The sequence below is a fragment of the Enterovibrio qingdaonensis genome (assembly GCF_028683135.1).
GTDB lineage: Bacteria > Pseudomonadota > Gammaproteobacteria > Enterobacterales > Vibrionaceae > Enterovibrio > Enterovibrio qingdaonensis.
Window position 1 is genome coordinate 335554 of the sequence record NZ_JAJUBB010000003.1, and the last position, 22534, is coordinate 358087.

At 46.1% G+C, this 22534-nt stretch carries 20 protein-coding genes; 10 read left to right on the plus strand and 10 right to left on the minus strand.

Features of this window, described 5'->3' with window-relative positions:
- Nucleotides 1-157: 157 nt before the first annotated feature.
- Complete coding sequence (locus LRP49_RS06405; protein WP_274141023.1) at nt 158-691, minus strand: cytochrome b; 534 nt, start codon at nt 689-691, stop codon at nt 158-160.
- A gap of 317 nt (nt 692-1008) precedes the next feature.
- On the opposite strand from LRP49_RS06405, the gene LRP49_RS06410 reads away from it, so the two are divergent.
- The gene (locus tag LRP49_RS06410; protein WP_274141024.1) at nt 1009-2712 is read left to right on the plus strand and encodes a mechanosensitive ion channel family protein; all 1704 of its coding nucleotides are present in this window, start codon (nt 1009-1011) and stop codon (nt 2710-2712) included.
- A 42-nt stretch (nt 2713-2754) separates the two neighbouring features.
- Here LRP49_RS06410 and LRP49_RS06415 read toward each other — a convergent pair whose 3' ends face one another.
- The 7 genes from LRP49_RS06415 to LRP49_RS06445 form a co-directional block, all read right to left on the minus strand.
- Nucleotides 2755-3039 (minus strand): hypothetical protein, encoded by a 285-nt coding sequence (locus tag LRP49_RS06415; protein WP_274141026.1) that lies wholly within the window; start codon nt 3037-3039, stop codon nt 2755-2757.
- 37 nt (nt 3040-3076) lie between these two features.
- A complete protein-coding gene (locus LRP49_RS06420; protein ID WP_274141028.1) occupies nt 3077-3823 on the minus strand; it encodes a metallophosphoesterase family protein in 747 nt (248 codons plus the stop codon).
- Nucleotides 3824-3840: 17 nt separating this feature from the next.
- Nucleotides 3841-4236 carry a GFA family protein gene (locus tag LRP49_RS06425; protein WP_274141200.1) on the minus strand — a complete coding sequence of 132 codons (396 nt, stop codon included), beginning with the start codon at nt 4234-4236 and terminating at the stop codon, nt 3841-3843.
- 350 nt (nt 4237-4586) lie between these two features.
- Entirely contained in the window at nt 4587-4988 is a 402-nt protein-coding gene (locus LRP49_RS06430) for a hypothetical protein (protein WP_274141030.1), read from the minus strand.
- 514 nt (nt 4989-5502) lie between these two features.
- Nucleotides 5503-7053 carry a tripartite tricarboxylate transporter permease gene (locus LRP49_RS06435; protein ID WP_274141031.1) on the minus strand — a complete coding sequence of 517 codons (1551 nt, stop codon included), beginning with the start codon at nt 7051-7053 and terminating at the stop codon, nt 5503-5505.
- Between the two features lie 4 nt (nt 7054-7057).
- A complete protein-coding gene (locus LRP49_RS06440; RefSeq protein WP_274141032.1) occupies nt 7058-7531 on the minus strand; it encodes a tripartite tricarboxylate transporter TctB family protein in 474 nt (157 codons plus the stop codon).
- A gap of 99 nt (nt 7532-7630) precedes the next feature.
- Nucleotides 7631-8614, minus strand: coding sequence for a tripartite tricarboxylate transporter substrate binding protein (locus LRP49_RS06445; protein ID WP_274141034.1), 984 nt, complete (start codon nt 8612-8614; stop codon nt 7631-7633).
- Between the two features lie 253 nt (nt 8615-8867).
- On the opposite strand from LRP49_RS06445, the gene LRP49_RS06450 reads away from it, so the two are divergent.
- The 4 genes from LRP49_RS06450 (at nt 8868) to LRP49_RS06465 (ending at nt 13545) form a co-directional block, all read left to right on the plus strand.
- Nucleotides 8868-10475 (plus strand): sensor histidine kinase, encoded by a 1608-nt coding sequence (locus LRP49_RS06450; RefSeq protein ID WP_274141036.1) that lies wholly within the window; start codon nt 8868-8870, stop codon nt 10473-10475.
- Between the two features lie 40 nt (nt 10476-10515).
- Complete coding sequence (locus LRP49_RS06455) at nt 10516-11217, plus strand: response regulator (RefSeq protein ID WP_274141038.1); 702 nt, start codon at nt 10516-10518, stop codon at nt 11215-11217.
- Nucleotides 11218-11367: 150 nt separating this feature from the next.
- On the plus strand, nt 11368-12261 hold the full coding sequence (locus tag LRP49_RS06460) for a DNA-3-methyladenine glycosylase family protein (protein ID WP_274141040.1): 894 nt from the start codon (nt 11368-11370) through the stop codon (nt 12259-12261).
- Between the two features lie 267 nt (nt 12262-12528).
- Nucleotides 12529-13545: a Preprotein translocase subunit SecY gene (locus tag LRP49_RS06465; RefSeq protein ID WP_274141041.1), complete on the plus strand. Its 1017-nt coding sequence runs from the start codon at nt 12529-12531 to the stop codon at nt 13543-13545.
- A 122-nt stretch (nt 13546-13667) separates the two neighbouring features.
- Here LRP49_RS06465 and LRP49_RS06470 read toward each other — a convergent pair whose 3' ends face one another.
- Nucleotides 13668-14915, minus strand: a complete 1248-nt coding sequence (locus LRP49_RS06470; RefSeq protein WP_274141042.1) for a hypothetical protein — start codon at nt 14913-14915, stop codon at nt 13668-13670.
- A 715-nt stretch (nt 14916-15630) separates the two neighbouring features.
- Between LRP49_RS06470 and LRP49_RS06475 the strand changes: the two genes are divergently transcribed.
- From LRP49_RS06475 to LRP49_RS06490, 4 genes are all read left to right on the plus strand, one after another.
- Entirely contained in the window at nt 15631-17031 is a 1401-nt protein-coding gene (locus LRP49_RS06475) for an L-cystine transporter (RefSeq protein ID WP_274141043.1), read from the plus strand.
- 63 nt (nt 17032-17094) lie between these two features.
- Nucleotides 17095-18432: a CoA-disulfide reductase gene (locus LRP49_RS06480; RefSeq protein WP_274141044.1), complete on the plus strand. Its 1338-nt coding sequence runs from the start codon at nt 17095-17097 to the stop codon at nt 18430-18432.
- 132 nt (nt 18433-18564) lie between these two features.
- A complete protein-coding gene (locus tag LRP49_RS06485) occupies nt 18565-19992 on the plus strand; it encodes an NAD-dependent succinate-semialdehyde dehydrogenase (protein ID WP_274141045.1) in 1428 nt (475 codons plus the stop codon).
- Nucleotides 19993-20383: 391 nt separating this feature from the next.
- Nucleotides 20384-20872: a hypothetical protein gene (locus LRP49_RS06490; RefSeq protein WP_274141046.1), complete on the plus strand. Its 489-nt coding sequence runs from the start codon at nt 20384-20386 to the stop codon at nt 20870-20872.
- Nucleotides 20873-20909: 37 nt separating this feature from the next.
- On the opposite strand, the gene LRP49_RS06495 is transcribed toward LRP49_RS06490, so the two are convergent.
- Nucleotides 20910-21161 (minus strand): hypothetical protein, encoded by a 252-nt coding sequence (locus LRP49_RS06495; protein WP_274141048.1) that lies wholly within the window; start codon nt 21159-21161, stop codon nt 20910-20912.
- Between the two features lie 334 nt (nt 21162-21495).
- Between LRP49_RS06495 and LRP49_RS06500 the strand changes: the two genes are divergently transcribed.
- Nucleotides 21496-22509 carry a TAXI family TRAP transporter solute-binding subunit gene (locus tag LRP49_RS06500; RefSeq protein WP_274141050.1) on the plus strand — a complete coding sequence of 338 codons (1014 nt, stop codon included), beginning with the start codon at nt 21496-21498 and terminating at the stop codon, nt 22507-22509.
- Nucleotides 22510-22534 lie beyond the last annotated feature (25 nt).

Here is a 22534-nt window from a genome sequence, read left to right on the forward strand (position 1 = left end):
GCAAACTCATTCAATGTTATCAGGCAAACACAGATGAAAAATGAAGGTGTGTCTCGATTAGCACGATTGATTAATAAAGAAAAAGCTCGCGAATGGAACGCGAGCTTTTATATTCAAACTACCTAAAGGTGCGAGAATTCAGAAGGTATCAATACGTTCAATCTCGTCCCGTCATACGTTTAAGCGTTGCATCTTTATCTACAAGATGGTGTTTAAGTGCACCCAATACATGCAGCACGATAGCTGCAATCACAATGTTGGCCAACACCTCATGAGTCGTATGACCGACGGCACCGAGCCACTCTTTTTTCTCTCCAGCTGCAATCAAGGTCATTCCAAACACATCCAGCCCTCTTCCCCCACCGACAGACATCATAATGCCTGAGATCGGCATCAATACCGTCGCAAGCAATAAAAGGTGATGCACGCCTTTGGCCGCTTTTTCCTGCCAAGAGGGAGAACCAGGAATGCTGGATATTGGACCTTCCTTAACGCGCCACAAAATACGCGAAGAGGCGAGCACAAGAATGATAAAACCAAACGATTTGTGCAAGCCGATCATTTCTCCTTTCTCCGGCCCTTTTGGAAGATCTTCCACATAAAGACCAAAAGCCAAAACAGCAATAAACGAGATAGCCACAAGCCAGTGGAGAAAGATGGTTTGCTTTGAAAGGGGCGACACGTTACTCATAATAATTTACTTCCTTTTAACCTTATTATTTTGTGGTAATTCTGCTCCCTGAACAGTTTTCGTACAACAATGTGAATGTAAAGTAACGTAAAAATTTAGAACCAATCTACAACACCATCTTTACAGATAATGCATCCCGCTCGAGAACAAAAAACATAAATCACCGAGACACATAGTATTTACAGAAAAAGACAAGGGGTATCGTGTCTTGCTGCTTGGGGTTCGCTAACCAAGATGCCATACTTGCACTTTATTTCGGTAACTTCACCGTATACAGATTGAGTTATCCGCCATAGTGAAATGAAGGAGACGTTTCGATGAAAACTCACTGGCGATTGCCTGCCACAGTACCTATTATTTTTTCTCTCTTACTACTCACCTTTTCACCAAATTCTTTTGCTGAGTCCGAGCCTACTGCGTCCACTGAACAGGTTACTTCATCCACTAATCCCGAAGACCAGATTCGTCAGTTGAATGAGGAGTTGACCCAACTCGTAACGATGCAGAAACAGTCATCTGGTGAAGACAAGTTGGCAATGCAATTGCAGATGTTCCACAAAAATCAGCAGTTACGCTCTCTCATCGGTTCATTGGTTAAAAGTGATGCTGCAGATTCATCATTTCTCATTAAACAAATCAAACAGCAGAATACCTATTCGGATCAGGGTATTAAATACCTGACTCAGCGCGCCACCAAGCTTTCCGAGGAACTAAGTGCTGCGAAGAACGACGAAAAATTTGCCATTCTTAGCGACTTTGAAGAATCTCGTAAATACTTGGACAGCATGTATGAAGAGCAGGCTCAGAATGCAGGTTGGTTGAAAAAACTCAATGCGTTAAGCCCTCAAGCAGAGAACACAATCAAACAAGAAATCACCCGCCGAACTGAACAGTTGGCCGCCAATGTTGAATACATGCGCCAGCAACTCAGCGTGATGGATGCGCAAATCAAAGTTGCACCTGAATCAGAAAAAGCGACTATCCAGCTGAGTCAGTTGATCACTCAACGGCGTATGGCAATCGCAACGACAAGCCTCAAAGTGATGATTGATATTGCAGACAATGAAGGCATTGAAACCGCGGAATACAAGAGGCTTTACTTTGAAGTCACTGGCAGTGTGACACAGGACTTACTGAGCTCCGATGTTATTCTATCCATCATTAAAAACTGGTCGACCCAGCTTTGGGATTGGTTAGCAGAAAACGCGCCACAGCATATCTTCCAATTCTTTGTTTTTCTGATCATTTTATTGATTGCACGTCAGATCGCTAACATTACCCGCAAAGTGGTTAAACGCGCGGTCGCATCGAAAAACCTGAAATTTTCGCAACTCATGCAAGAGTTCTTTATTTCGATGTCAGGCAAAGCCGTTTGGTGTATCGGTATTCTCATCGCGCTCTCTCAAATTGGGTTGAATCTAACGCCAATCCTCACCGGTTTCGGTATTGCCGGTGTTATCGTGGGTTTTGCACTGCAAGATACGCTCTCAAACTTCGCTGCGGGTATGATGCTGCTTATCTACCGTCCCTTCGACGTGGGTGATTTTGTGGCTGCTGGTGGCGTGGAGGGCAAAGTTAGTCACATGAGCTTGGTCAACACCACCATCAAAACGTTTGATAACCAAATCATCATCGTACCTAACAGCAAAATTTGGGGAGATGTAATTAAAAACGTAACCCATGAGCGTGTACGCCGTGTCGATATGGTCTTTGGCGTTAGCTATAGCGATGACATTAAACACGTTGAGAACGTATTGAACGATATTGTCTCAAGCCACCCTGCGGTACTTCGCGCGCCAGAAACCATGATCAAACTGCATGTGCTGAACAGCTCTTCCGTCGATTTCATTGTTCGCCCTTGGGTAAAAACCGACGATTATTGGGATGTTTACTGGGATATCACACGTGAAGTGAAAATGCGCTTTGATAAAGAAGGCATTTCCATTCCCTTCCCTCAACAAGATGTTCATTTACATATGGAGTCTGGTCAATTGCCGCCAAGTACAGGCAAAAACGCATAACGAAAAAGAGCACCTTAGGGTGCTCTTTTCTCTTCTACTGGATTAGCTTCTTTTTACCTTTCGCCACAACCATTGGAGCGCGAATTGAATGCTGTAGAACGGATTGGTCGATGAGTTGTATTCTTCCATGACATAGATGAAGTGAGACTTAAATTTCTCAACGGCCTCTTTTTCATTTTCCGCGTAGATTACGTCATCTGTCACCACCAACCCTTGCGACAACAAGGTTGCTTTTTCAGCGTGGTATATCGGCGAAGCCATGTCTAGGAAGGTGAATTTCTCACGGTTTCCATCTGGATAGGTAAAAAACTGAAATTTTCTGGCCATAACGTCCCTTATTGGTTGAAAAATAACGGTAAACCATTCAGACAACAGCACGTCCTGTATTCAGGAACTCTGCCCAATCGGTTCTGTTACGCTTCAACGCAGCATCAATCGCTTTACGCTTGTTATAATCTACACGCTTGAAACTCACGTTCCACTTATCGCCCTGTCCTTCCACAATGGCGTAAGAGGCGTGGTAGCTATAACTTTCCATCGCATGAATCCATGGTTCATCATCTTGATACGCTGGAAGGCCAACGCTACCCGGATTCACAATTAACTGATTGCTGCTGGTCAAAACTGAACGTGCTAAATGGGTATGACCACAACAAATAAGGTGACTCTGGTTTCCTGACAACAGGTTGATTATCTCAGCATCCGCACGCAATTCAGGCTTTCCGCTTGATGCGTCCTCTAAGAGATAAACCAAATCATTGTCAGGCGTACCGTGACAGAAAAAGACATCGTCATTGTATTGCAGGACAGGCAGCAAGCCTTTCATCCACGCAAGAGGCTCATCGCCTAAATCACCGAGGATAAACTGCATAGTAGGATTAGAGGCAACCTCTTCCCGCGTTGCTTCGTAAATCTGCCTGTCTTGATTGCCACAAATCGTAACAATCTCATTTTCCATCAACAGGTTGAATGTAGCACGCGGTTCGATGGGACCATAAAGGATGTCTCCTAGATTTACGATCACATCAACGTTTTCTTTGAAAACGTCATGTAACACAGCGTCAAGCGCATAAACGTTACTGTGAATGTCTGACAACAGCGCAATTCGCATCCCTTATCCCCCGCTCGTTATTTCCTGTCTGCTGGATGGTTAACACCATCATTGGTTACAACATTATCGATATCAAAGGGGTTTACACCCTCTAAACACCCTACATTATAACCATACTCAGTAGGGTCTGAACGTCTTTGGTGATGCGTGTAGATACCACACTCAGAACAAAAGTAGTGCTTAGCGGTTTGCGTATTAAATTGGTAAAGCTTGAGCAGTTCAGCACCTTTAAGGATAGAGATTCCATCCAATTTCACCGAAGCGACTACCGCCCCTTTTCTTCGGCAGATTGAACAATCACATCGACGCGGTTTTTCGATGCCATTTGGCAAACTCAGTTGAATTTCGACACCGCCACAGTGACAGGTTAAACGGTGCTTTTCCAATATCGGCGTGTTACCCACAGTTTTAATCATAAGTTCACCCTCCCTTTTCCATCTCACTATATCGTTTCGCTCGTCAGCTTTCGTCTTTATAACAAACGGCACCGAGGCACCTCACTTTTTAAAGCGAGATCCAGCGTCATTGAAAAAGAAAGAAGAGAGGTCTACCGCCCCAATTTTGGAGCGATAGGCAATGAGAGTCAGCCAAGAGGGCAAGGAAGGTCAGCCGCTTCTTGTAGTAGCCCAATAGGTAAATCAAGCACCATGACATGCGCTAAACCGACCATAAAGGAAATCGCAATCACAGTCAGAAGCAATGCTTTACGAAGCGTGGTGCGCCTTGATTAAAATCAACGCAATAAAGAAAACAGTGATGGATGTTAAGCGGACTGATTAAACTGATTGTCAGTACTCGGTTCTGGCTCTAGTGGGGTAACAGGAGCCGGTTCCGCATCCTTTGGCTTAGTATACTCTTCCGCTTTCTTCTCAGCTTCATCGAGCAATTCTGAGCCCTTTTCTTTCCCTTTATCCCACAGTTCAGCACCTTTTTCTTTGGCACTGTCCCAAAGGTCGCCACTGTTTTCTTCGGCATCTTTTAACAACTTGTCGCTTTTCTCTTTCGTTGCGTCCCAAGCATTGTTACCTGCCTCTTTAGCTTTATCCCATGCTTCAGTGGCACTTTCTTTGGCCTTGTCCCAACTGCTGGGATCTTCACTTTTCTCAGTGCTGGCTAAAACAGGCATAGCTAGGAACGCACTCAATAAAATTACGAATTTCTTCATCTGACTGTCCTCACATTTCTCAACGGGGTTCCCTTGTGTTGCGACGATCGCTTTCACTGTAGCAACGAATTTGGCGACACATTGTGAAGAAGTGTTTCAACGCGTCATTCACCGTTGGTCAGCTTCTATAACTCTCATGCTAACCCGTAAAGGTATTCGCTGCCAACCCTCAATAAAACGCCGTTCAATTATAGACATAATAAGTAGGAATATGGTCACTTCGATACCTAATTCGCCAATAGATCTGGTGGATTTTTCGACATAGGTCTGGCTTAAGTTTTCGAAAAGCAGTGATGGGATGATTACAGACGTTTAGGCTAAACATGCGCTATTAATGCAATTCTACTTTAAGCGAAAGCTGCATTTAGCAAATGCGCAACGTCCCCGTTTGCCGGGGACGCCAATACGAATTTCATTCGCAACAAAGTGTATCAATTAGTCTTAGACAAATGAGTCTGACAACAGATTTCCAGTTTAAGAGCTTTAAATGAAGCTATTGCTCTCCATTTTCACCTTAGCCATCACCACGGTCTACCTGCGCGCTTGATGTCTGAATACTGGTGCGAATGCCCAGCTTGTCCAGCCCTCGTCGAATCAGTGGGAGGAAAAGAACAAACAGAGAAATTGACATGATGGTTAGTGTCAGTGGGCGTTCCCACAAGAAACTCAGGCTGCCATCAGAAATGATCAATGCTCGACTCAGGTTGTTTTCCATGATGCCACCAAGAATGAAGCCGAGAAGCATGGGTGCCATCGGGAAATCCAACAGCCTCAGGAATATTGCGACAATCGTGATGATCACCATCATGTTGATATCAAAGGTGTTGAAACTCACCAGATACACACCTGTGATAGAGAAGAACAGAATCAACGGAATCAGTATCGGTCGTGGTATCGCCAACAAGCGCGAAATGTATGGGATCAGCGGCAAGTTAAGGATAAGCAGAACCATATTCCCGAAGTACATTGAGATGATGACCGACCAAAATACATCAGGGTTATCGACGAACAAACGTGGTCCCGGTTGGATGCCATAGGCAATCAACGCACCCAGCATGATTGCCGTGGTACCTGAACCCGGTATACCCAAGGTTAACAATGGCACGAATGAACCTGTAGACGCAGCGTTATTCGCCGACTCTGGTGCAGCCAAACCACGCAACGCACCTTTACCGAACTTCTCTTTCAAACGTTTTGGCGCGATGTTGCGCTCCAAACCATAGGCAAGGAAAGATGCAATTGTCGCCCCTGCACCCGGCAATACGCCTACGATAAAGCCAAACAGCGAAGAGCGAGCCACGGTCGGTGCCACTTCTTTTACTTCATCCTTGGACAATTTCATACTGCCCAGCGCGGCCATGTCCATGTCCGCTTCTTTTTCTTTGTGCTGACCTTTCATCACGGTCGTGACAACTTCAGCCAACGCAAACGTTGCCATTGCCAGCAAGAGGAAACTGATACCATCGACCAAATCGATATTGTTAAACGTAAAGCGTGGTGCGCCAGTGATTGCATCGGTACCGATAGTGGCGATCATCAAACCAAAAACGGTCATTGCCATGGCTTTGAGCACTTGCCCTTTGCCTGCAAACGCAGAAACAGCCGTCAGCCCAAGGATCATCAGCGCAAAGTAGTCAGAAGATTGGAAGCTGAGTGAAACCGACGCCAGCGCAGGAGCCGCAAACAGAAGGATGATCGCACCAATGGTGCCGCCCGTGAACGATGAATAGGCAGCCAACGCCAACGCCTTACCCGCTTGACGGTTTTGCGCCATCGGATAGCCATCAAACGCTGTAACAACCGTACTCGCACAACCCGGAGCATTGATCAAAATCGAAGAGGTTGAACCGCCAAATACCGCACCATAGTAAACACCCGCCATCAAAATAATGCCTGATGCTGGATCCAACCCGTAAGTAATAGGGATCATAAGCGCGACAGCAGAAATGGGCCCCAAGCCCGGCAACATGCCGATAAATGTGCCCGCAAAGCACCCTACAACGACCATCATAATGTTGAAGGGCATGATCGCTGTGCTTAATCCAGTAGCTATTCCGTCCCACATGGCCTTAACCTCCTAAAATCTGCGTGAAGAAACGTCCAGGGGCAAGATAGATATCGAGCAATTTCGCAAGAACAAACCAAATACCTACCGCAAAAGGAACAGACGCAATCAAAAGCGTCTTAGGCCTGCGTTCACCTAAGACCCAGTAACCAACAATCAAGAAAAAGATGGTGGATAAGGTGAAGCCAACCCATTCAAGTGCAAACGCAAATGCCACGATTAGCGCGAGAAGCTTAGCCACAAGTACAAAATCTAAGCCTGAAACCGAAAGTTTACTTCCTGCGTCCTTCCTTGCGGTTGCTAGCATCATGACGGCGAGAATGCCGCCCATCCAAGACAACGCGATGGGTAATGTTTGTGCATTAAATGGTTCGTACTCATCACCGGGAAACATGGGTATGGTGCGGGCGTAGTACCCGTATGCCACTGAAAGACAGAGAAATACGAGACCACCGATATGGTCTTTAGTGACAATCATCAGACGCTCCTTGAATACAACGGCAGATGGAGAGGCCCATCTTGTTTTGATAAGAGCCGGGCTTTTTCCTTCAGCCCGGCAGATTTAGATGAGGATTGATTAGCGCAGGAAGCCAAGCTCTTTCATTAGCCCGCCAACTTCTTGTTCCTGACCTTCAAGGAAGGTCACAAACTCAGCGCGTGGCTTGAAGATTTCAGTCCAACCATTGCGGTCACGTACTTCTACCCATGCATCAGTCCCGTACATCTTTTCGAGCACTGCGGCGTATTCATCGGCCTGCGCATCAGACAACCCCGGAGCACCAAAGAATCCACGCCAGTTTGTAAACTCTGCGTCATAACCCAACTCTTTCAGTGTTGGCACATCTGGAGCCGCCGCTGAACGCTCTGGGCCAGTCATTGCGAGAATGCGAACTTCGCCAGCATTTTTCAGAGCCAGTGCTTCAGAGAACCCCGTAGAAAGGACTTGGGTTTCACCCGACAGCATGCCTGCCATCGCTTTACCACCCGCATCGTACGCCACGTACTTCACGCGTTTCGGGTCACCGCCAGCCGCCTTGAACGCCATTGCAGCGACAAGATGGTCCATACCGCCGCGTGACGAACCACCAGCAACAGAGACAGAACGCGGGTTAGCTTTGTAGTCTTCGACCACTTCACTAAACGATGTGTATTTAGAGTTTGTTGGAACAACAAAGGCCGCATAATCACCAATTGTTGCTGCAATTGGCGTCAAATCGCGAAAAGACTGTGGGAACACTTTAGAAAGAGAGCGAATGACAATAGGCGTAGAGTTCACCATTAGGGTGTTATCAGCTTGGTCGGATACTTCAATCAAATGGGCGATTGCTTTACCACCGCCACCACCAGACATGTTTTCGTAAGAAACGGTATCAACCAGACCTGATTTTGAGAGTGCTTCACCAGTACCGCGAGCAGTGCCGTCCCAACCACCACCAGCACCACCTGGGATCAGAAAGTGTACTTCTTCTACTGCCGCACTCGCCACGCCAGCGCCAAGCACTGACGAAAGTGCCAAAGCGGCGACAAGCGAGCGTTTCTTTGCGAAAAGAGCTGAAATCATAGGTATATCCTCGTGTCGTTCCGTCCCATGGACGAGATGTATTTGTTGTTGACCTACCCTTTCAACCCTATTTGCAGAGTTAACCGTTGGAAAGATTGTGTTTTTATTGTTTTTTTAAACCTTAAAAACCTTTTTGTTCATATTGTTCATCTGCGTGATGCACCGCATATATTCACTTTTTATCGCAAGCAGAAGACGACGTATTGTGACTCGACAACGAGATGTAGGCAGAAGGTAACGCTAAGATCTCACAATGCTTTCTCTACGATCATTCAAACTGAAAACCCGCATGATGCTGATTCTCGGCATGATGGCTTTACTGCAAACTGGGTTAATCGGTTTTTTCACACTCGCCTATCTCAGCCACTCGTTGGATGAACAGATTGGCCAGCGTGCTCTGCACGTTGCAAAAACCATTGCTTCCATGCCTCAACTCATAGAGGCAGTGGAAAACCGCGACAGCGAATATCTTCAACCGTTAACGCTGGACCTTGCTTCCGTGAATGACGCGAGGTTTGTGGTTATTGGTGACCGGAATGGGATTCGGCTTGCGCACCCTTCATGGGAACGAGTTGGTAAGCCGATGTACGATGACGAAGGGGATTACAACGAACCTGCGTTGCTTTATGGCAAACCCTACATTCAAAAGGCCATTGGCAGTTTGGGGGCATCTGTCCGCGGTAAAGCCCCTATTTTTGGCCGCAATAATGAACAAGTTGTGGGCATCGTTAGTGTCGGATTCATGCTCTCCTCGGTAGAAGGCATTATAGAGCGTTATAAGACAACGCTTTATATCGTCATCTTGTTGAGTTTCGGGCTTAGCGTATTTACGGGAATGTGGTTCGCCAACCACTTCAAAAAAGCCATTTTTGGTCTCGAACCAGAACAAATTGGCCGACTTTTCCAAGAGAGAAATGCAACGCTGGAGTCTGTTCGAGAAGGGATCATTGCCGTAAACGGTGAAGGGAACATCACCACATTTAATCGTGCAGCCATTGAAACGCTCGGGCTTGACGCCAACACCCAGTTAACCGGAAAGCCCATTGAAGAAGTACTTCCTGACAGTCGATTGATGGAGGTTTTGCAAACAGGTAATCCTCAGTTCGACAAGGAAATTTGGCTGCAAGACAGAAATATCATCGTCAACCGCCTTCCGATGCGGCAAGACAACGAGATCACTGGCGTTGTTTCCAGCTTTCGTCGTAAAGACGAGCTTGATTCAATCAGTAAGCAGTTAACGCAAATTCAGCAGTACGCCGATACCCTCAGGAGTCAGTCTCATGAATACTCAAACAAACTCCACACCATCGCCGGCTTAATTGAAATTGGGGCCAGTGAAGAGGCCCTCACACTCATTGGACAAGAAACGCAAAGCCATCAAGCGTTGATACAGCTATTAGTCGATGCCGTTCCTGACCCAATCCTCGCGGGGTGCTTGCTCGGTAAATACAATCGCGCCAAAGAGTTAGGACTTAGGCTAGAAATAGATACCGAAAGCAGCATGAAAGCGATTCCCGATAATATTCAACGGGAAGACCTTGTCAGCATCATAGGTAACCTCATCGACAATGCGTTTGAAGCCACGCTGAATAACCGGCAAAAAGAAGTCCGTCTTTCAATGACTGACTTAGGAAACGATTTGATTTTCGAGATTGAAGATGAAGGACTTGGTATCCCCGAAGACCAACAAGAAAACATATTCAACAAGGGCGTATCTAGCAAACAAGGAGAAGGACACGGTTACGGGTTGCACCTCGTCCGCACACTACTACTAAAACTGGATGGCACAATTACGCTAGAACCCGCCGGTGAATGTGGCAGTCGCTTTACCGTATACATCCCAAAACGTCATCACGAATGACAGCTAGACTGATAAGAGTGAAAAGGAAGCAGTATTACCGATGACTCAGAAAATTCGCGTCGTTATCGCCGAAGATGACATCCAAATTGCAGAAATTCAAAAACGCTTTCTTGAAAAAATTGAAGGCGTAGAACTCGTGGGCATCGCACATACATTAGAAGATGCTGAAGACCTTGTTGATGTATTCAAACCGGAACTCTTGTTGCTGGATAACCATTTCCCAAATGGCACAGGGCTGGATTTGCTCAGAAAACTTCGTGCAGACAACAGCACTACAGATGTCATTCTCATCACTGCGGCAAAAGAAGTCGACACGCTCCGAGATGCCCTTCGTGGAGGCGTGTTTTATTACATCTTAAAGCCGTTGGTTTTCGAACGTCTTCAAGAGGTAATTGGGCAGTACTTCGCGCACTTAGAAAAATTGAAAGCGATGGAGTCGCTCGCGCAAACCGATGTGGACACCCTACTTCCTCAACGATCCATTCAAGCTCCCAGTGTCGATACCGATGTATCTACCTCACGTCTTCCTAAAGGCATTGATGTCATCACACTAGACAAAATTCGTGCTGTATTTGCTGACTCAGGTGAACCACTGAATGCAGAAGAAGTCGGTACACTTATTGGTGCGAGTCGAACCACGGCTAGACGCTATCTGGAATACCTTGTCAGCACGTATGAGTTACAAGCGCATGTGAATTACGGCAGTGTTGGTCGACCTGAAAGGCGTTATATTTCCGCGTAGCTAAAGATGAGACTGACCCCGATACAGGCCTCATAGCGTAGGACTATATCATCACCATAACATACAGTTATAGTGCATTAAATTTCCTTTTATTCGCGTCGAAATGCCTAGTGCGTTAGGCTGGGGTCAGCAAAAAGAAAAGGATTTAACATGTTTACACACTTAGAAGTAAAAGCGGCCTTGCCTGGCGACTTCCAATCAGAATACTTTCTCGCTTTTCACCGAAGAGATAAGTGTGCTATCGCTGAGTTGGTCGAAGGCGAAACGATCAAAAAGGGACTCGTCATTTCAGGCCTGCCCTGCCTATTATCCATTACGTTAGCGCAAGACAATGCTGTTGCTTCGCTCCATGCTGATGGCCAATTATCCGATTTTGACAAACAATCTCTGCAGGTGCTTTTGAATAATATGTTGGGTCTTGCGCAATCCACGACTCAGTTTGAAACTGCCTACCAATCACATACTGATATTTCTCGATTGCTCAAGCACAGTGCTGGCTTGCGGATCCCTCAAACATCATCACCCTTTGAGGCGATTGTATGGGCAATTACGGGACAACTTATTAGCGTAGAAGCCGCCGTATCTATTCGTCGAAGGCTCATCGAAACCGCTGGGGTCAAACACAACTCTGGCCTGTGGTGTCAGCCATGCCCGAGTAGTTTGGCAGCGTTACCAATAAGCGAGTACCGTCGCTGTGGCTATTCCAATGCGAAGGCACAAACCATCCAGTTGGTCGCACAACAAGTTGCAAGTGGCGAGTTAACCCTTGCTCCGGATGTGCCCGCAAAAGAAATTGAAAAAACACTGTTAGCAATCAAAGGTGTCGGTCCCTGGACTGTCAGCTATACATTGCTAAGAGGTTTTGGGTGGTTGGATGGTTCGCTGCATGGGGACGTGGCAGTAAGAAAAAGCCTCCAACGCTTAATAGGTTCAGAGGAGCCTCTTTCACAAAAAGAGACACAAGAATGGCTCGCACAATTTTCACCATGGAAAGCCCTCGTAGCCGCACACCTCTGGGCAATGGAAAGCGATAAAGCGTATTAAGAGCGAATCTATGGCAGTGCTCTGCATAGTCTTATCACTCAACACAGGAAGCGATTTGTTTAAATTATTAACAATTCGCTGACTAATTCGACACTCAAACCCGAATACAAGAGATGGTTGAAGTATCCAACCCTTGTATGGGGTATCCTCCCGCCTTTATCACCTGATCCCCGCATCGCGCATACGTTTTTAGTTTCGGCTCCGTGCCAGAAAATTCATCGCTTGCTAGTTTATTGCCCTGCGGGGACGCGCTATTTGTTACATCTTATGCATTATAAAAACATGTTGGGGTACAGATACCCCAAAGGCCCTTTTGCCATGTTTAGCGTTTACAGCTTTACTGGCGCAGCGGTTGTCACCTCTACCGTTTTTTCGCTTTTGCTTTTCCTGTCGATTGATGACAGTCCATTAATGATGTTCCTGTTTGGCACATTGGCCGTCATTTTCGAAGCGGGTAAATTCTACGCGTGGTATGAATATGGAGAACGACGCGCCCACAGAAACTACACCGGTGCATTCACCGCCCTTGTTTTCTATCTCGTTCTGGCTGCCATTTCTATTGGCGGCAGTATCGGTGGTATTAACAGTGCGACGAATAAAGCACAAGGCGTCATCGCTATTCAAGAAGCAAAGATCATGGCGTACGACCGCCAAATCGACGCCATTGAGAAGCAAATCGCTCTCAATAACCTTGCCGCGCAGAAATACATCGAAATGGAGCGCATCGCAACGGGTATGAGCCGTATCCAGACTGAAAACAACAAGTTGCGAGAAGAACAAATCCGCTTGGCGGAAGAAAGAGATGCGTTGCCACCCGTAACACAAGGTTCAGCAATTGGTCTGATTGATGGTATTGCGGATGCATTTTCCGTTTCTCAACAGACAGCGCAATTCGGCTTGGTGGTCTTTCTGTCCATCTTGCTCGATCTGTTCGCCGCCTTTTTTGTTGGCGTTATTGGTGAAGAGCTGCGTTTCCGCCGCTTCTACCAGCATCATGCTGAAATCGATATTACACCTCAGGAAATTTCAACGCCGATTGGTTACTTGGAGCACAAGCCTGACATCCATGACCACGAAGACGAAATGGAAGAAGACAATGAGCCTAAAACGCAGTCACAACGTGTTGAAGCCGCAATTAAAAAAGGCGTGATCACGTGTTCCAAAAAAGCCGTGGCGAAACATTTCTTGCTGTCGTCAGATGATGTCGACGCGCTTTTCGAAGAAATGATGGAAAACGGCATTCTGGCGAAAAAGGCGAATCATCACTACTACTTGTTAAGCTAGAGGCTACTTGTTGAGCTAAAAGTTACGTGATGTTCTTAAAGCATCAAAGACAGCCGAGCCTCACACCATAAAACGAAAGAAAGCACCTAAGGGTGCTTTCTTTTTATATGCTCGATTCTACTTTATATGCCCGGCTCATCTTCAATCGACAGGAACGCTGGTTGCTGAGTCCCCTCGCCCGCAGGCGATTGTTTCTGCTCATACACCATCATCCGAAGCTCATTGATCATGCCTTCGTATTTGATATTTTGTCTTTCCGCTTTAGACAATTTAGCGGACAGTGCATCTTTCTCGGTATCGCTGTTCGTGAGATCAGAATTTACGGCATCAAGTTTCGCCATTAAGTTTTCCAATCTAGGATCGACATCCGGTACGTCACTCAGGTTGCTCACCCGTAACACCAACTCTTCTGACTGCTTTTGCATCGATTTACTGCGAAGATCTAATTCCCCTAGGGCTTGGGCGATGCTGTGAAGGCGATTTTCCAACTCCAACACCAAAGGCTCAAACTTCCCGTCATCAACACTTCTGAATCGCTTAACTTCCTGTCCCACATGTTTGAGATGGCTTATTTCGAATGTGACGCTTGCCACTGCCTGTTCAATTGACACAGTGTCACGTGGGTTGAGCTTAACCGTTGCTTCCGCCTGTTCTAACGTCGCACTCGCTTTTGTAAAACTGATGGGAGCCACTGATTTAAACCCTTCACGTTTTAGCAAAGCCAATTCCTTTGCAAGCGGCACGAAGTTCAATTGCATCGCAATGTCACTCTCTAAAGACTTCGCTTTGTTTAGAAATTCAGCTTGCTTCACCTGAGCATCGTCAATGTCGTTGTCTGCAACGTAAGTGAAAAGACGTTGATAGGTTTTTTTGATGCTTTTGTATTTGTTTGGAAAGACGTCATTTGCATTGATCGTGTCTAAATACGCCATTTCAGCAATCGCTGCAGCAAGCAATGCATCTGCCTTCCCTTTCAGTTCGAGTAAAGATGTATGCTGCGCAGCCACAATCGCTAGCCTTTCCTCAAACACTTCACCATACGTACCAGAAGAAAATGACGAATAGTCTTCTGATAGTTTCCCCGGATTGGCAGAAAACTCCTCGTAAACATCCACGGTGTCATCCCATGCGTCAAAGAGATCATTGACCGCATCATTGCTGTAAAGACGAAGTGTTTTACTGTCATTCATCTTTCCCAACCATCCTTGGTAGTCGGCTTTCGCCTTTTCATACAGAGCCATGGTATTTTGGCTTTGCTTGGATACCGCATTGGTTTGGGAAGCCACTTGACGTGGTTCAGATGTAGATTGGCAAGCAGTAAGCAGTGTCGCCATCGTCATCATGACGACAGCTTTTTTAAATCTTTCCATGTCAACCCCTCAACACACTATTAAATTTCGAATGCCAACTAATTGATTGTTTTATAAATGATTAATTGAATTTTGACGTAAACCTTGGTCACGTCGGCCACCTAGCTTTTTCGTTGGATAAAGATCAATTTAGTCCATCAATGAGGGGGAACTTTGGGAAGTTGAAGTGACGATGATCCCATAATCTTGAACAACGTTTACAGGATTACATTCTTTAAGTTAGTTACTGATGCTCAACTACTCGGTACTTCGTGATCTGCACGAAGAATTTCAAAAGAATATTTTTCGCATTGTGCCGACTAAGACAACCCTCACTCTTTCAATATCCAGTTGTGTTTATATTTATAGGCAGGGACAAAACTTTGTTATACCTATTAATATATTAATCAAACAACACCTTCACATAAATAAAACAAATAATAATCAAATTAATATATTTTGTGTGTATTTTAAACGGCCCAATCCATTACTTATAACTTAGAACTTTTAGATATATAAATTACGTTCTATATACGCATTTAAATCTATTACTATCCACGCATTCAGTGGTGCCTTGAGTTCAGGGCCTTCGCCTTGTGGCAAACTGTGCGCGTAAAGAATTATCGAAGAATTTGTTATCAATGCGTTTCACTATGGCGCGTTAACTTTTTTATTTCTCTTTACCCTACATTTAATTTGCCCACTAAAGGCATGCTATAAAATAAGGAATAAAATAATGGCGATGAGTGTTATTTTTAACCTCGCAATATTTATTGCTCTAATATATTTTCTTTACCACCTTCAGGCTAAATATGTCCCATTTACCAAGCGTGTATTTGCTGGTTTGGGTTTAGGTATTGTCTTCGGTGGTATTCTTCAACTTTTTTACGGTGCCGGTTCTGACATCATTGCGTCCAGCATCGACTACTTTGACATCGTTGGCCGTGGCTATGTAAAACTGCTTCAAATGATCATCATCCCACTTGTGATGGTCTCTATTATTAGTGCCATTCTTAAGCTGAATGGTGGTTCTTCTATCGGTAAAATCAGTGGCATCAGTATTGGTGTACTCGTTGTTACTACCATGATTGCCGCTCTTGTCGGTATTGCTTGGTCTTTGATGTTTGGTTTGACCGCTGAAGGCCTTACTGCTGGTGCGGCGGAAGTGGCACGTGGTGCTTCACTGGAAACCAATCTAGGTAAAGTCGAATCTCTGTCATTTGCGAATATGGTGCTTGAATTTATTCCGGCTAACCCATTCTTGGACATGACGGGCGCACGTAAAACATCCACTATCGCGGTTGTTATTTTCTCAATCTTTATTGGTTTGGCAGCAACGGGTATTTCAGCCAAAAAGCCTGAAATCTACGCGTCATTTGAAAACTTCATCAAGGTTGCACAAGCGATTGTCATGCGCATGGTAACGATGGTGCTGCGTCTTACACCTTATGGCGTACTAGCACTGATGACCAAGGTTATCTCTGGCTCAAACTATGCCGATATCGTGAATTTGGCAAACTTTGTACTCGCGTCTTACGGTGCACTGTTCACCATGTTTGCCATTCACTTAGTGATCATCGCATTTATCGGTTTAAACCCACTTCGTTACTTAAAGAAAGTGATTCCGGTTCTGACGTTTGCGTTTACCTCTCGAAGCAGTGCTGCAACTATTCCATTGAACGTTCAGACACAAGAAAAAGCACTGGGCATTCCTAATGGCATCGCGAACTTTGCAGCTTCATTTGGCGCAACAATTGGTCAGAACGGCTGTGCAGGCATCTACCCTGCGATGCTGGCAGTCATGATCGCGCCAACATTGGGTATCAACCCGCTCGACATTAGCTTTATTGTTACGCTGGTTGCCATTATCACCATTAGCTCGTTTGGTGTTGCAGGAATCGGTGGTGGTGCGACGTTTGCCGCTCTGATTGTACTGTCTGCCATGGACTTCCCGGTTGCGTTGGCTGGTCTTCTGATTTCAATCGAGCCGTTGATCGACATGGGCCGTACTGCGCTGAATGTTTCTGGTTCAATCACAGCGGGTGCCGTGACAAGTAAAGTGATGGGCCAAACCGACATGAACGTATTCAACGATGATTCACCGCTAACCCTTGATGGTGAAGACGCTACGGCGTAATCATTGACTCACATTGTTTTTGGGGAGCCTGTGCTCCCCGCTTTTAGTTTGCTGGATACAACTATGAAAATTATCATTATCGGCGGTGAGGCTGCCGGCATGAGCGCGGCAGCAAAAGCACGTCGCGTTAACCCAAATGCAGACATTACCGTTTACGAAGCGTCTGAAATCATTTCATTCGGTGCCTGTGGACTGCCATATTATGTCGCTGATGAATTCCAAGACTCGGGTTACATGGCTGAATTTACCCCAGCGCAATTCGCAGAACGCGGCGTAACGGTCAAAACCGGCCATCGCGTCACCAAAGTAGACGCAGAAAACAAGAAGCTAGAAATCTCATACGATGGCGACATTTTTGTCACTGAGTATGACCGCTTGATGATTGCAACGGGTGCTAAGGAAGTATTGCCACCAGTCGCAGGCCTAAACAAACAAGGCGTGCATACACTGCGCGTGATGCAAGACGGTTTAGATCTTAAAGCCGCGGTTCACAATGAAAATTGCCGGCATGTTACCGTGATCGGTTCCGGCTTTATCGGCCTTGAAGTCGCTGAAGCTATGCTTCATCAAGGAAAGTCTGTGCGCTTGATTGAACGCGCTGACCGCCTTATTCCTGATGCATTTGACGCTGAGATCAGCGTACACTTCCACGCCGAGCTAGAGAAATCTGGGGTAGAGATCCTCACCTCTGAATCTTTGATCTCAATTGAAGGCGAAGAATTTGTCACCGGAATCGTCACCGATAAGTCCCGCTACGAAACTGACCTTGTTGTCGTTTGCACAGGCGTAAAACCAAACACTGATTTCCTCAAAGAAACGGGTATCAACACCTTGGCAAACGGTGCCATCATCGTTGACCGTCAAGGCCGAACTTCTCTTCCTGATGTTTGGGCAGCGGGAGATTGTACAACTATTTGGCATGCCGTGTCAGGTAAAGACGTTTACATTCCGTTGGCAACGGGTGCAAACAAGCTCGGTCGCATGATTGGCGACAATATTGCACAAGTTAACGGTGAACCACTTGAATTCCCTGGGTCACTGGGTACGAGTTGCGTTCGCGTCCTCAATCTAGAGGCTGGTCGAACCGGTTTGTCTGAGCGTGAAGCCATCGACGCTGGATTTGACACGAAAACCATTGTCATCAAAGACAAGTGCCACACTAACTATTGTGCAGGCCAATCTGATTTGCACATGAAGCTGGTCTATGAGGCTGATTCTAAGCGTATTCTTGGCGCGCAGATCATTGGTTACAAAGGCGCAGTCCACCGTATTGATGCTATGGCAGTCGCGGTTTCGATGGGTGTCACCACAACACAACTCGGTATGATGGATTTTGCCTACGCACCACCATTTGCGCGCACGTGGGACATTATGAATGTCGCTGGTAACGTTGCAAAATAAGCACAGATAAACACAACAAAAGGTCAGCCATTGCTGGCCTTTTTTATTTCACAATTCGATCTCTCGCATTGCATCCCCATACGCGCATCGCTAGTCTGAACAAAATCAAGCAAATAATTGGAAGAAAGAACCATGGATAAGATTAAAAACATGTCTCTGTTGTCCTGTCTTTGCGAGAAAACTGCCAGTTCGATTGCGGTCACAAACCCGGCTAATGACCAGGTGATCGGATTTATCCCCTCTCATGACAACACGGCGATTCAACAACGAATAGGTCTCGCGAAAGAGGCCCAAAAAGCATGGGCAAAAACGACGGCTAAACAGCGCGCTGAAATCATGCATCGCTGGTATCAGTTGCTCATGGACAACCAAGAAGATTTGGCAAGAATCATGACGTTGGAGCAAGGGAAACCCCTTGCTGAGTCGCGCGGTGAAGTCGCCTATGGTGCGTCTTTTGTTCAATGGTTTGCAGAAGAAGGAAAGCGCGCATACGGCGAAACCGTCCCAACCCCTTTGGCAGATAGACGTATCATGACGATTCGCCAGCCTGTCGGCGTTGCCGCCGCGATCACTCCGTGGAACTTTCCCATTGCAATGATCACACGTAAAGCCGCGCCAGCATTGGCCGCAGGTTGCAGTTTTATTGTTAAACCCGCCATACAAACACCATTATCGGCTTTCGCCGTCGCAGAGCTCGCCAGACAAGCAGGATTGCCAGAGAACTTGTTGGTCATCGTGACTACTGAAGATGCGGTAATGGTTGGAGAGCTATTTTGCCAAAGCCCTGATATTCAGAAAATTTCTTTCACGGGCTCTACCAATGTAGGGCGCATTTTAATGCGCCAGAGTGCAGAAAGTGTTAAACGCGTTTCCATGGAATTAGGTGGCAATGCGCCTTTCATTGTATTTGACGATGCCGACATTAATTTGGCCGTCAAAGGCGCCATTGCATCAAAGTTTCGAAACGCTGGACAAACATGTGTTTGCGCTAATCGTTTTTATGTTCATGACGCGGTCTACGATGAATTCTCAGAGAAGTTTTCCAACGCGGTAGCTGAATTGGAGATCGGTAATGGCTTAGAGGCGAACGTGACTATTGGCCCGTTAATTGATGAAAAAGCCAAAGAGAAGACACAGCGATTACTTAACGATGCGGTCAATGAAGGTGCAATGGTGTCAACAGGTGGTCACGCGCTTGACGGTCAGTTCTTCGAGCCTACGGTGCTGACTAACGTGACGCACTTAATGTCGATCGTTCAAGAAGAAATTTTCGGCCCTATTGCGCCCGTCATTCGTTTTAACGATGAAACGTCACTCATTGAGATGGCAAACGACACGATTTACGGCTTAGCGAGCTATTTCTATAGTCGAGATATCAACCGCGTGTTCCGTGTCGCTGAAGCACTGGATTACGGCATGGTAGGTGTTAATGAAGGGATAATCTCAACCGAGGTCGCACCTTTTGGAGGCGTAAAGCAATCCGGCATTGGCCGCGAGGGTGCGAGCCAGGGGCTAGATGAATACTTGAATACCAAATATATCTGCCTAGGCGGTATGTAGCGCAATTGAGGGAACCTAATTAGTGGGTTCCCTTTTTTCATGACTGTTCTCTCAAAAGCCCACGCAGTAAATACGTAAACGGCATATCCAGCGCAAATTTGAAGGGGAAAAAAGCGCGAGAAACCAAACATTGCTTTTAACGATGCAAACAATGTTTTTAACAGAAAACACAAAGTCGACACACTGAATATGCAAGAAATCGTCGTCAGTATTCAGTCATTTAACCTCATTTCACACTGAAAGCTCGGAAATCCCACGAAAAATCGCATAAAAAGGCAGCGAACGCACTTGCATCAAGGCCCTAGTTTCACTTAATGTGAGGTTCGACAGCGTTTTTTCGCGCGACAGTGCGACACTACGCCTCATCAACGAGAACACTAAGGTAATATTGATGTCTGACGTACCTTCTGCTGCCATTGAAGTGGCGGCTACTGCCCAAACTGCTGTTGAGTCTTCTGGTTCAATCTGGCCATACGTAGTTGGCGGTATTGCACTAGTAATCGCTGCAGGTTACTGGGGCTTCAAGCGGATGAACAAACCAACTTTTATCATAAATCAAATCCGCAAGCGTAACCTGAAAGCAATGAAAAAAGCAGGTATCGAAAGCAACGAAGCAACCGTCGATCTGGACAAGCTTCTTACTGCAATCGAAGAGCACGCGAACAAGAATAATCTGACTGGCGCAGATATGCTTAAGTTGCTGAATCCTCTGAATGACAAAAGCCGTATGCAAACCGCAAAAGACATGTATACGACCATGCAACACATTGCGCGCGAAATTGGTAACACTAAACTCGCTGGCGAGTTCAAAGGTAAATCCTCTGGCGTTAAATCAAACTCTCGTTTGATGGCAGGTCTGTTCAAACGCGCAGGCATCTAAGACTTTTAGCACTGCAACCTAGTTGCAGTGCTATCTCTCACCGCATTACCGCTTTATTTCCGATAATTTTATACGCAGGGGCTCCCCTCACTAACGCTTCTCTCGCAAACACACTGCCGCATGACGGACACTCACAAGATGTCGTAGTGAAGTCATCCACAATGCGTTCTTTAAAGCATTTTATTAGTGCCCCTTTCCCGCCTTTTTTGTATTTAAAAAGCAACGTTTTACACTTCCCACACTGAATATCGACCGATCGCTCTGGAAGTTTCTTATTCGGTTTTGCCATTTCATGTCTCTTTAATTTTGCTCTGCGGATCTTATACCCAAACAACCTGAAGGTGCCAGAATTCAGAGGACATCAAATAGCGGAAGCGAATTCTGGCACCAACCAACATTTCACGATCTAAACGAGAAGAAAACTGAGAGCGTGATTAAATTTATACACTTTAACGCAACATGCCATTTACATTGTCGGCTATCCTTCTGGTGGAAAATTGAACGCTAGCTAATGGAGTAACTCTCGTGCCACATCAATGAGATACATCATTCTCATGTCGCGCAGCAGGACGCTCGATCATCTGGCGAGACAGACTACGCCCCTTCCAACATTGGAGAGTTGTATGAAGATCAAGGCTCTTATTAAGACACTATCGCTCGCTACTGCGATTTCCTTTACCGGTATTCATTCTGCAGCTGCAGAAGACCGAGACTACATCCTTGCGACAGCGTCAACGGGTGGAACCTATTACCCAGTAGGTGTTGCTTTGGCGACCCTCAGCAAAGTGAAGCTAGAGCCAAAACATAAATTTTCTCTTTCTGCGATTAGCTCTGCGGGCTCCGGTGAAAACGTCAAATTGCTGCGTGAAAATGAAGCTCAATTTGCAATTCTACAGGGCTTATACGGCGCTTGGGCATGGAGTGGTGAAGGCAAGCTGAAGCAAGCTGGCCCTCAAAAGGAACTTCGCTCTGTATCCATGCTTTGGCAAAACGTAGAGCATTTTGTCGTGCTGAGTGACTTGGCAAAATCTGGCAACATGGATGACATGAAAAAGCTAGATGACAAAAAGTTCTCCATCGGTAAAAAGAACTCCGGTACAGAAGGTTCAGGTCGCCAGATTTTAGATGGCCTTGGCATCAACCCCGATGCATTTAACCTTGCATACCTCGGTTATGGCGCGAGTGCTGATGCGTTGCAAAATGGCACCATCGATGGCATGAACACGCCTGCTGGTGTGCCTGTCAGTGCGGTAACACGTGCTTTTGCCTCTATGGGTGACAAAATCAAGATCCTGAACTTTACCGATGAGCAAATGAAAGAGGCTAATGGCAGCTACAACTTGTGGACGCGATTCACCATTGAGCCGAACACTTACCCGGGTCAAACCGAAGCGGTACAAACCATTGCTCAACCCAACTTCCTCGCCGTGCGCAAAGACATTAGTGATGAAGATGTTTACCTGCTGACGAAAACCATTTACGAGAACCTGGCATTCTTGAATGGTATTCATAAAGCAACCAAGGCGATGTCTCTGCAAAAAGCAATCGACGGGTTACCTGTTCCTTTGCACCCAGGCGCAGCCCGTTTTTATAAAGAACAAGGGCTAACCATCCCAGAACACTTAATTGTTAAATAAGCCTTAAGTTCCTATGCGCTGACCA

Excerpts from the sequence above, each read along its gene's own strand:
- LRP49_RS06405 (WP_274141023.1), bottom strand. The coding sequence starts at position 691 with ATGAGTAACGTGTCGCCCCTTTCAAAGCAAACCATCTTTCTCCACTGG.
- LRP49_RS06410 (WP_274141024.1), top strand. The coding sequence starts at position 1,009 with ATGAAAACTCACTGGCGATTGCCTGCCACAGTACCTATTATTTTTTCT.
- LRP49_RS06415 (WP_274141026.1), bottom strand. The coding sequence starts at position 3,039 with ATGGCCAGAAAATTTCAGTTTTTTACCTATCCAGATGGAAACCGTGAG.
- LRP49_RS06420 (WP_274141028.1), bottom strand. The coding sequence starts at position 3,823 with ATGCGAATTGCGCTGTTGTCAGACATTCACAGTAACGTTTATGCGCTT.
- LRP49_RS06430 (WP_274141030.1), bottom strand. The coding sequence starts at position 4,988 with ATGAAGAAATTCGTAATTTTATTGAGTGCGTTCCTAGCTATGCCTGTT.
- LRP49_RS06435 (WP_274141031.1), bottom strand. The coding sequence starts at position 7,053 with ATGTGGGACGGAATAGCTACTGGATTAAGCACAGCGATCATGCCCTTC.
- LRP49_RS06440 (WP_274141032.1), bottom strand. The coding sequence starts at position 7,531 with ATGATTGTCACTAAAGACCATATCGGTGGTCTCGTATTTCTCTGTCTT.
- LRP49_RS06445 (WP_274141034.1), bottom strand. The coding sequence starts at position 8,614 with ATGATTTCAGCTCTTTTCGCAAAGAAACGCTCGCTTGTCGCCGCTTTG.
- LRP49_RS06450 (WP_274141036.1), top strand. The coding sequence starts at position 8,868 with ATGCTTTCTCTACGATCATTCAAACTGAAAACCCGCATGATGCTGATT.
- LRP49_RS06455 (WP_274141038.1), top strand. The coding sequence starts at position 10,516 with ATGACTCAGAAAATTCGCGTCGTTATCGCCGAAGATGACATCCAAATT.
- LRP49_RS06460 (WP_274141040.1), top strand. The coding sequence starts at position 11,368 with ATGTTTACACACTTAGAAGTAAAAGCGGCCTTGCCTGGCGACTTCCAA.
- LRP49_RS06465 (WP_274141041.1), top strand. The coding sequence starts at position 12,529 with ATGCATTATAAAAACATGTTGGGGTACAGATACCCCAAAGGCCCTTTT.
- LRP49_RS06470 (WP_274141042.1), bottom strand. The coding sequence starts at position 14,915 with ATGGAAAGATTTAAAAAAGCTGTCGTCATGATGACGATGGCGACACTG.
- LRP49_RS06475 (WP_274141043.1), top strand. The coding sequence starts at position 15,631 with ATGGCGATGAGTGTTATTTTTAACCTCGCAATATTTATTGCTCTAATA.
- LRP49_RS06480 (WP_274141044.1), top strand. The coding sequence starts at position 17,095 with ATGAAAATTATCATTATCGGCGGTGAGGCTGCCGGCATGAGCGCGGCA.
- LRP49_RS06485 (WP_274141045.1), top strand. The coding sequence starts at position 18,565 with ATGGATAAGATTAAAAACATGTCTCTGTTGTCCTGTCTTTGCGAGAAA.
- LRP49_RS06490 (WP_274141046.1), top strand. The coding sequence starts at position 20,384 with ATGTCTGACGTACCTTCTGCTGCCATTGAAGTGGCGGCTACTGCCCAA.
- LRP49_RS06495 (WP_274141048.1), bottom strand. The coding sequence starts at position 21,161 with ATGGCAAAACCGAATAAGAAACTTCCAGAGCGATCGGTCGATATTCAG.
- LRP49_RS06500 (WP_274141050.1), top strand. The coding sequence starts at position 21,496 with ATGAAGATCAAGGCTCTTATTAAGACACTATCGCTCGCTACTGCGATT.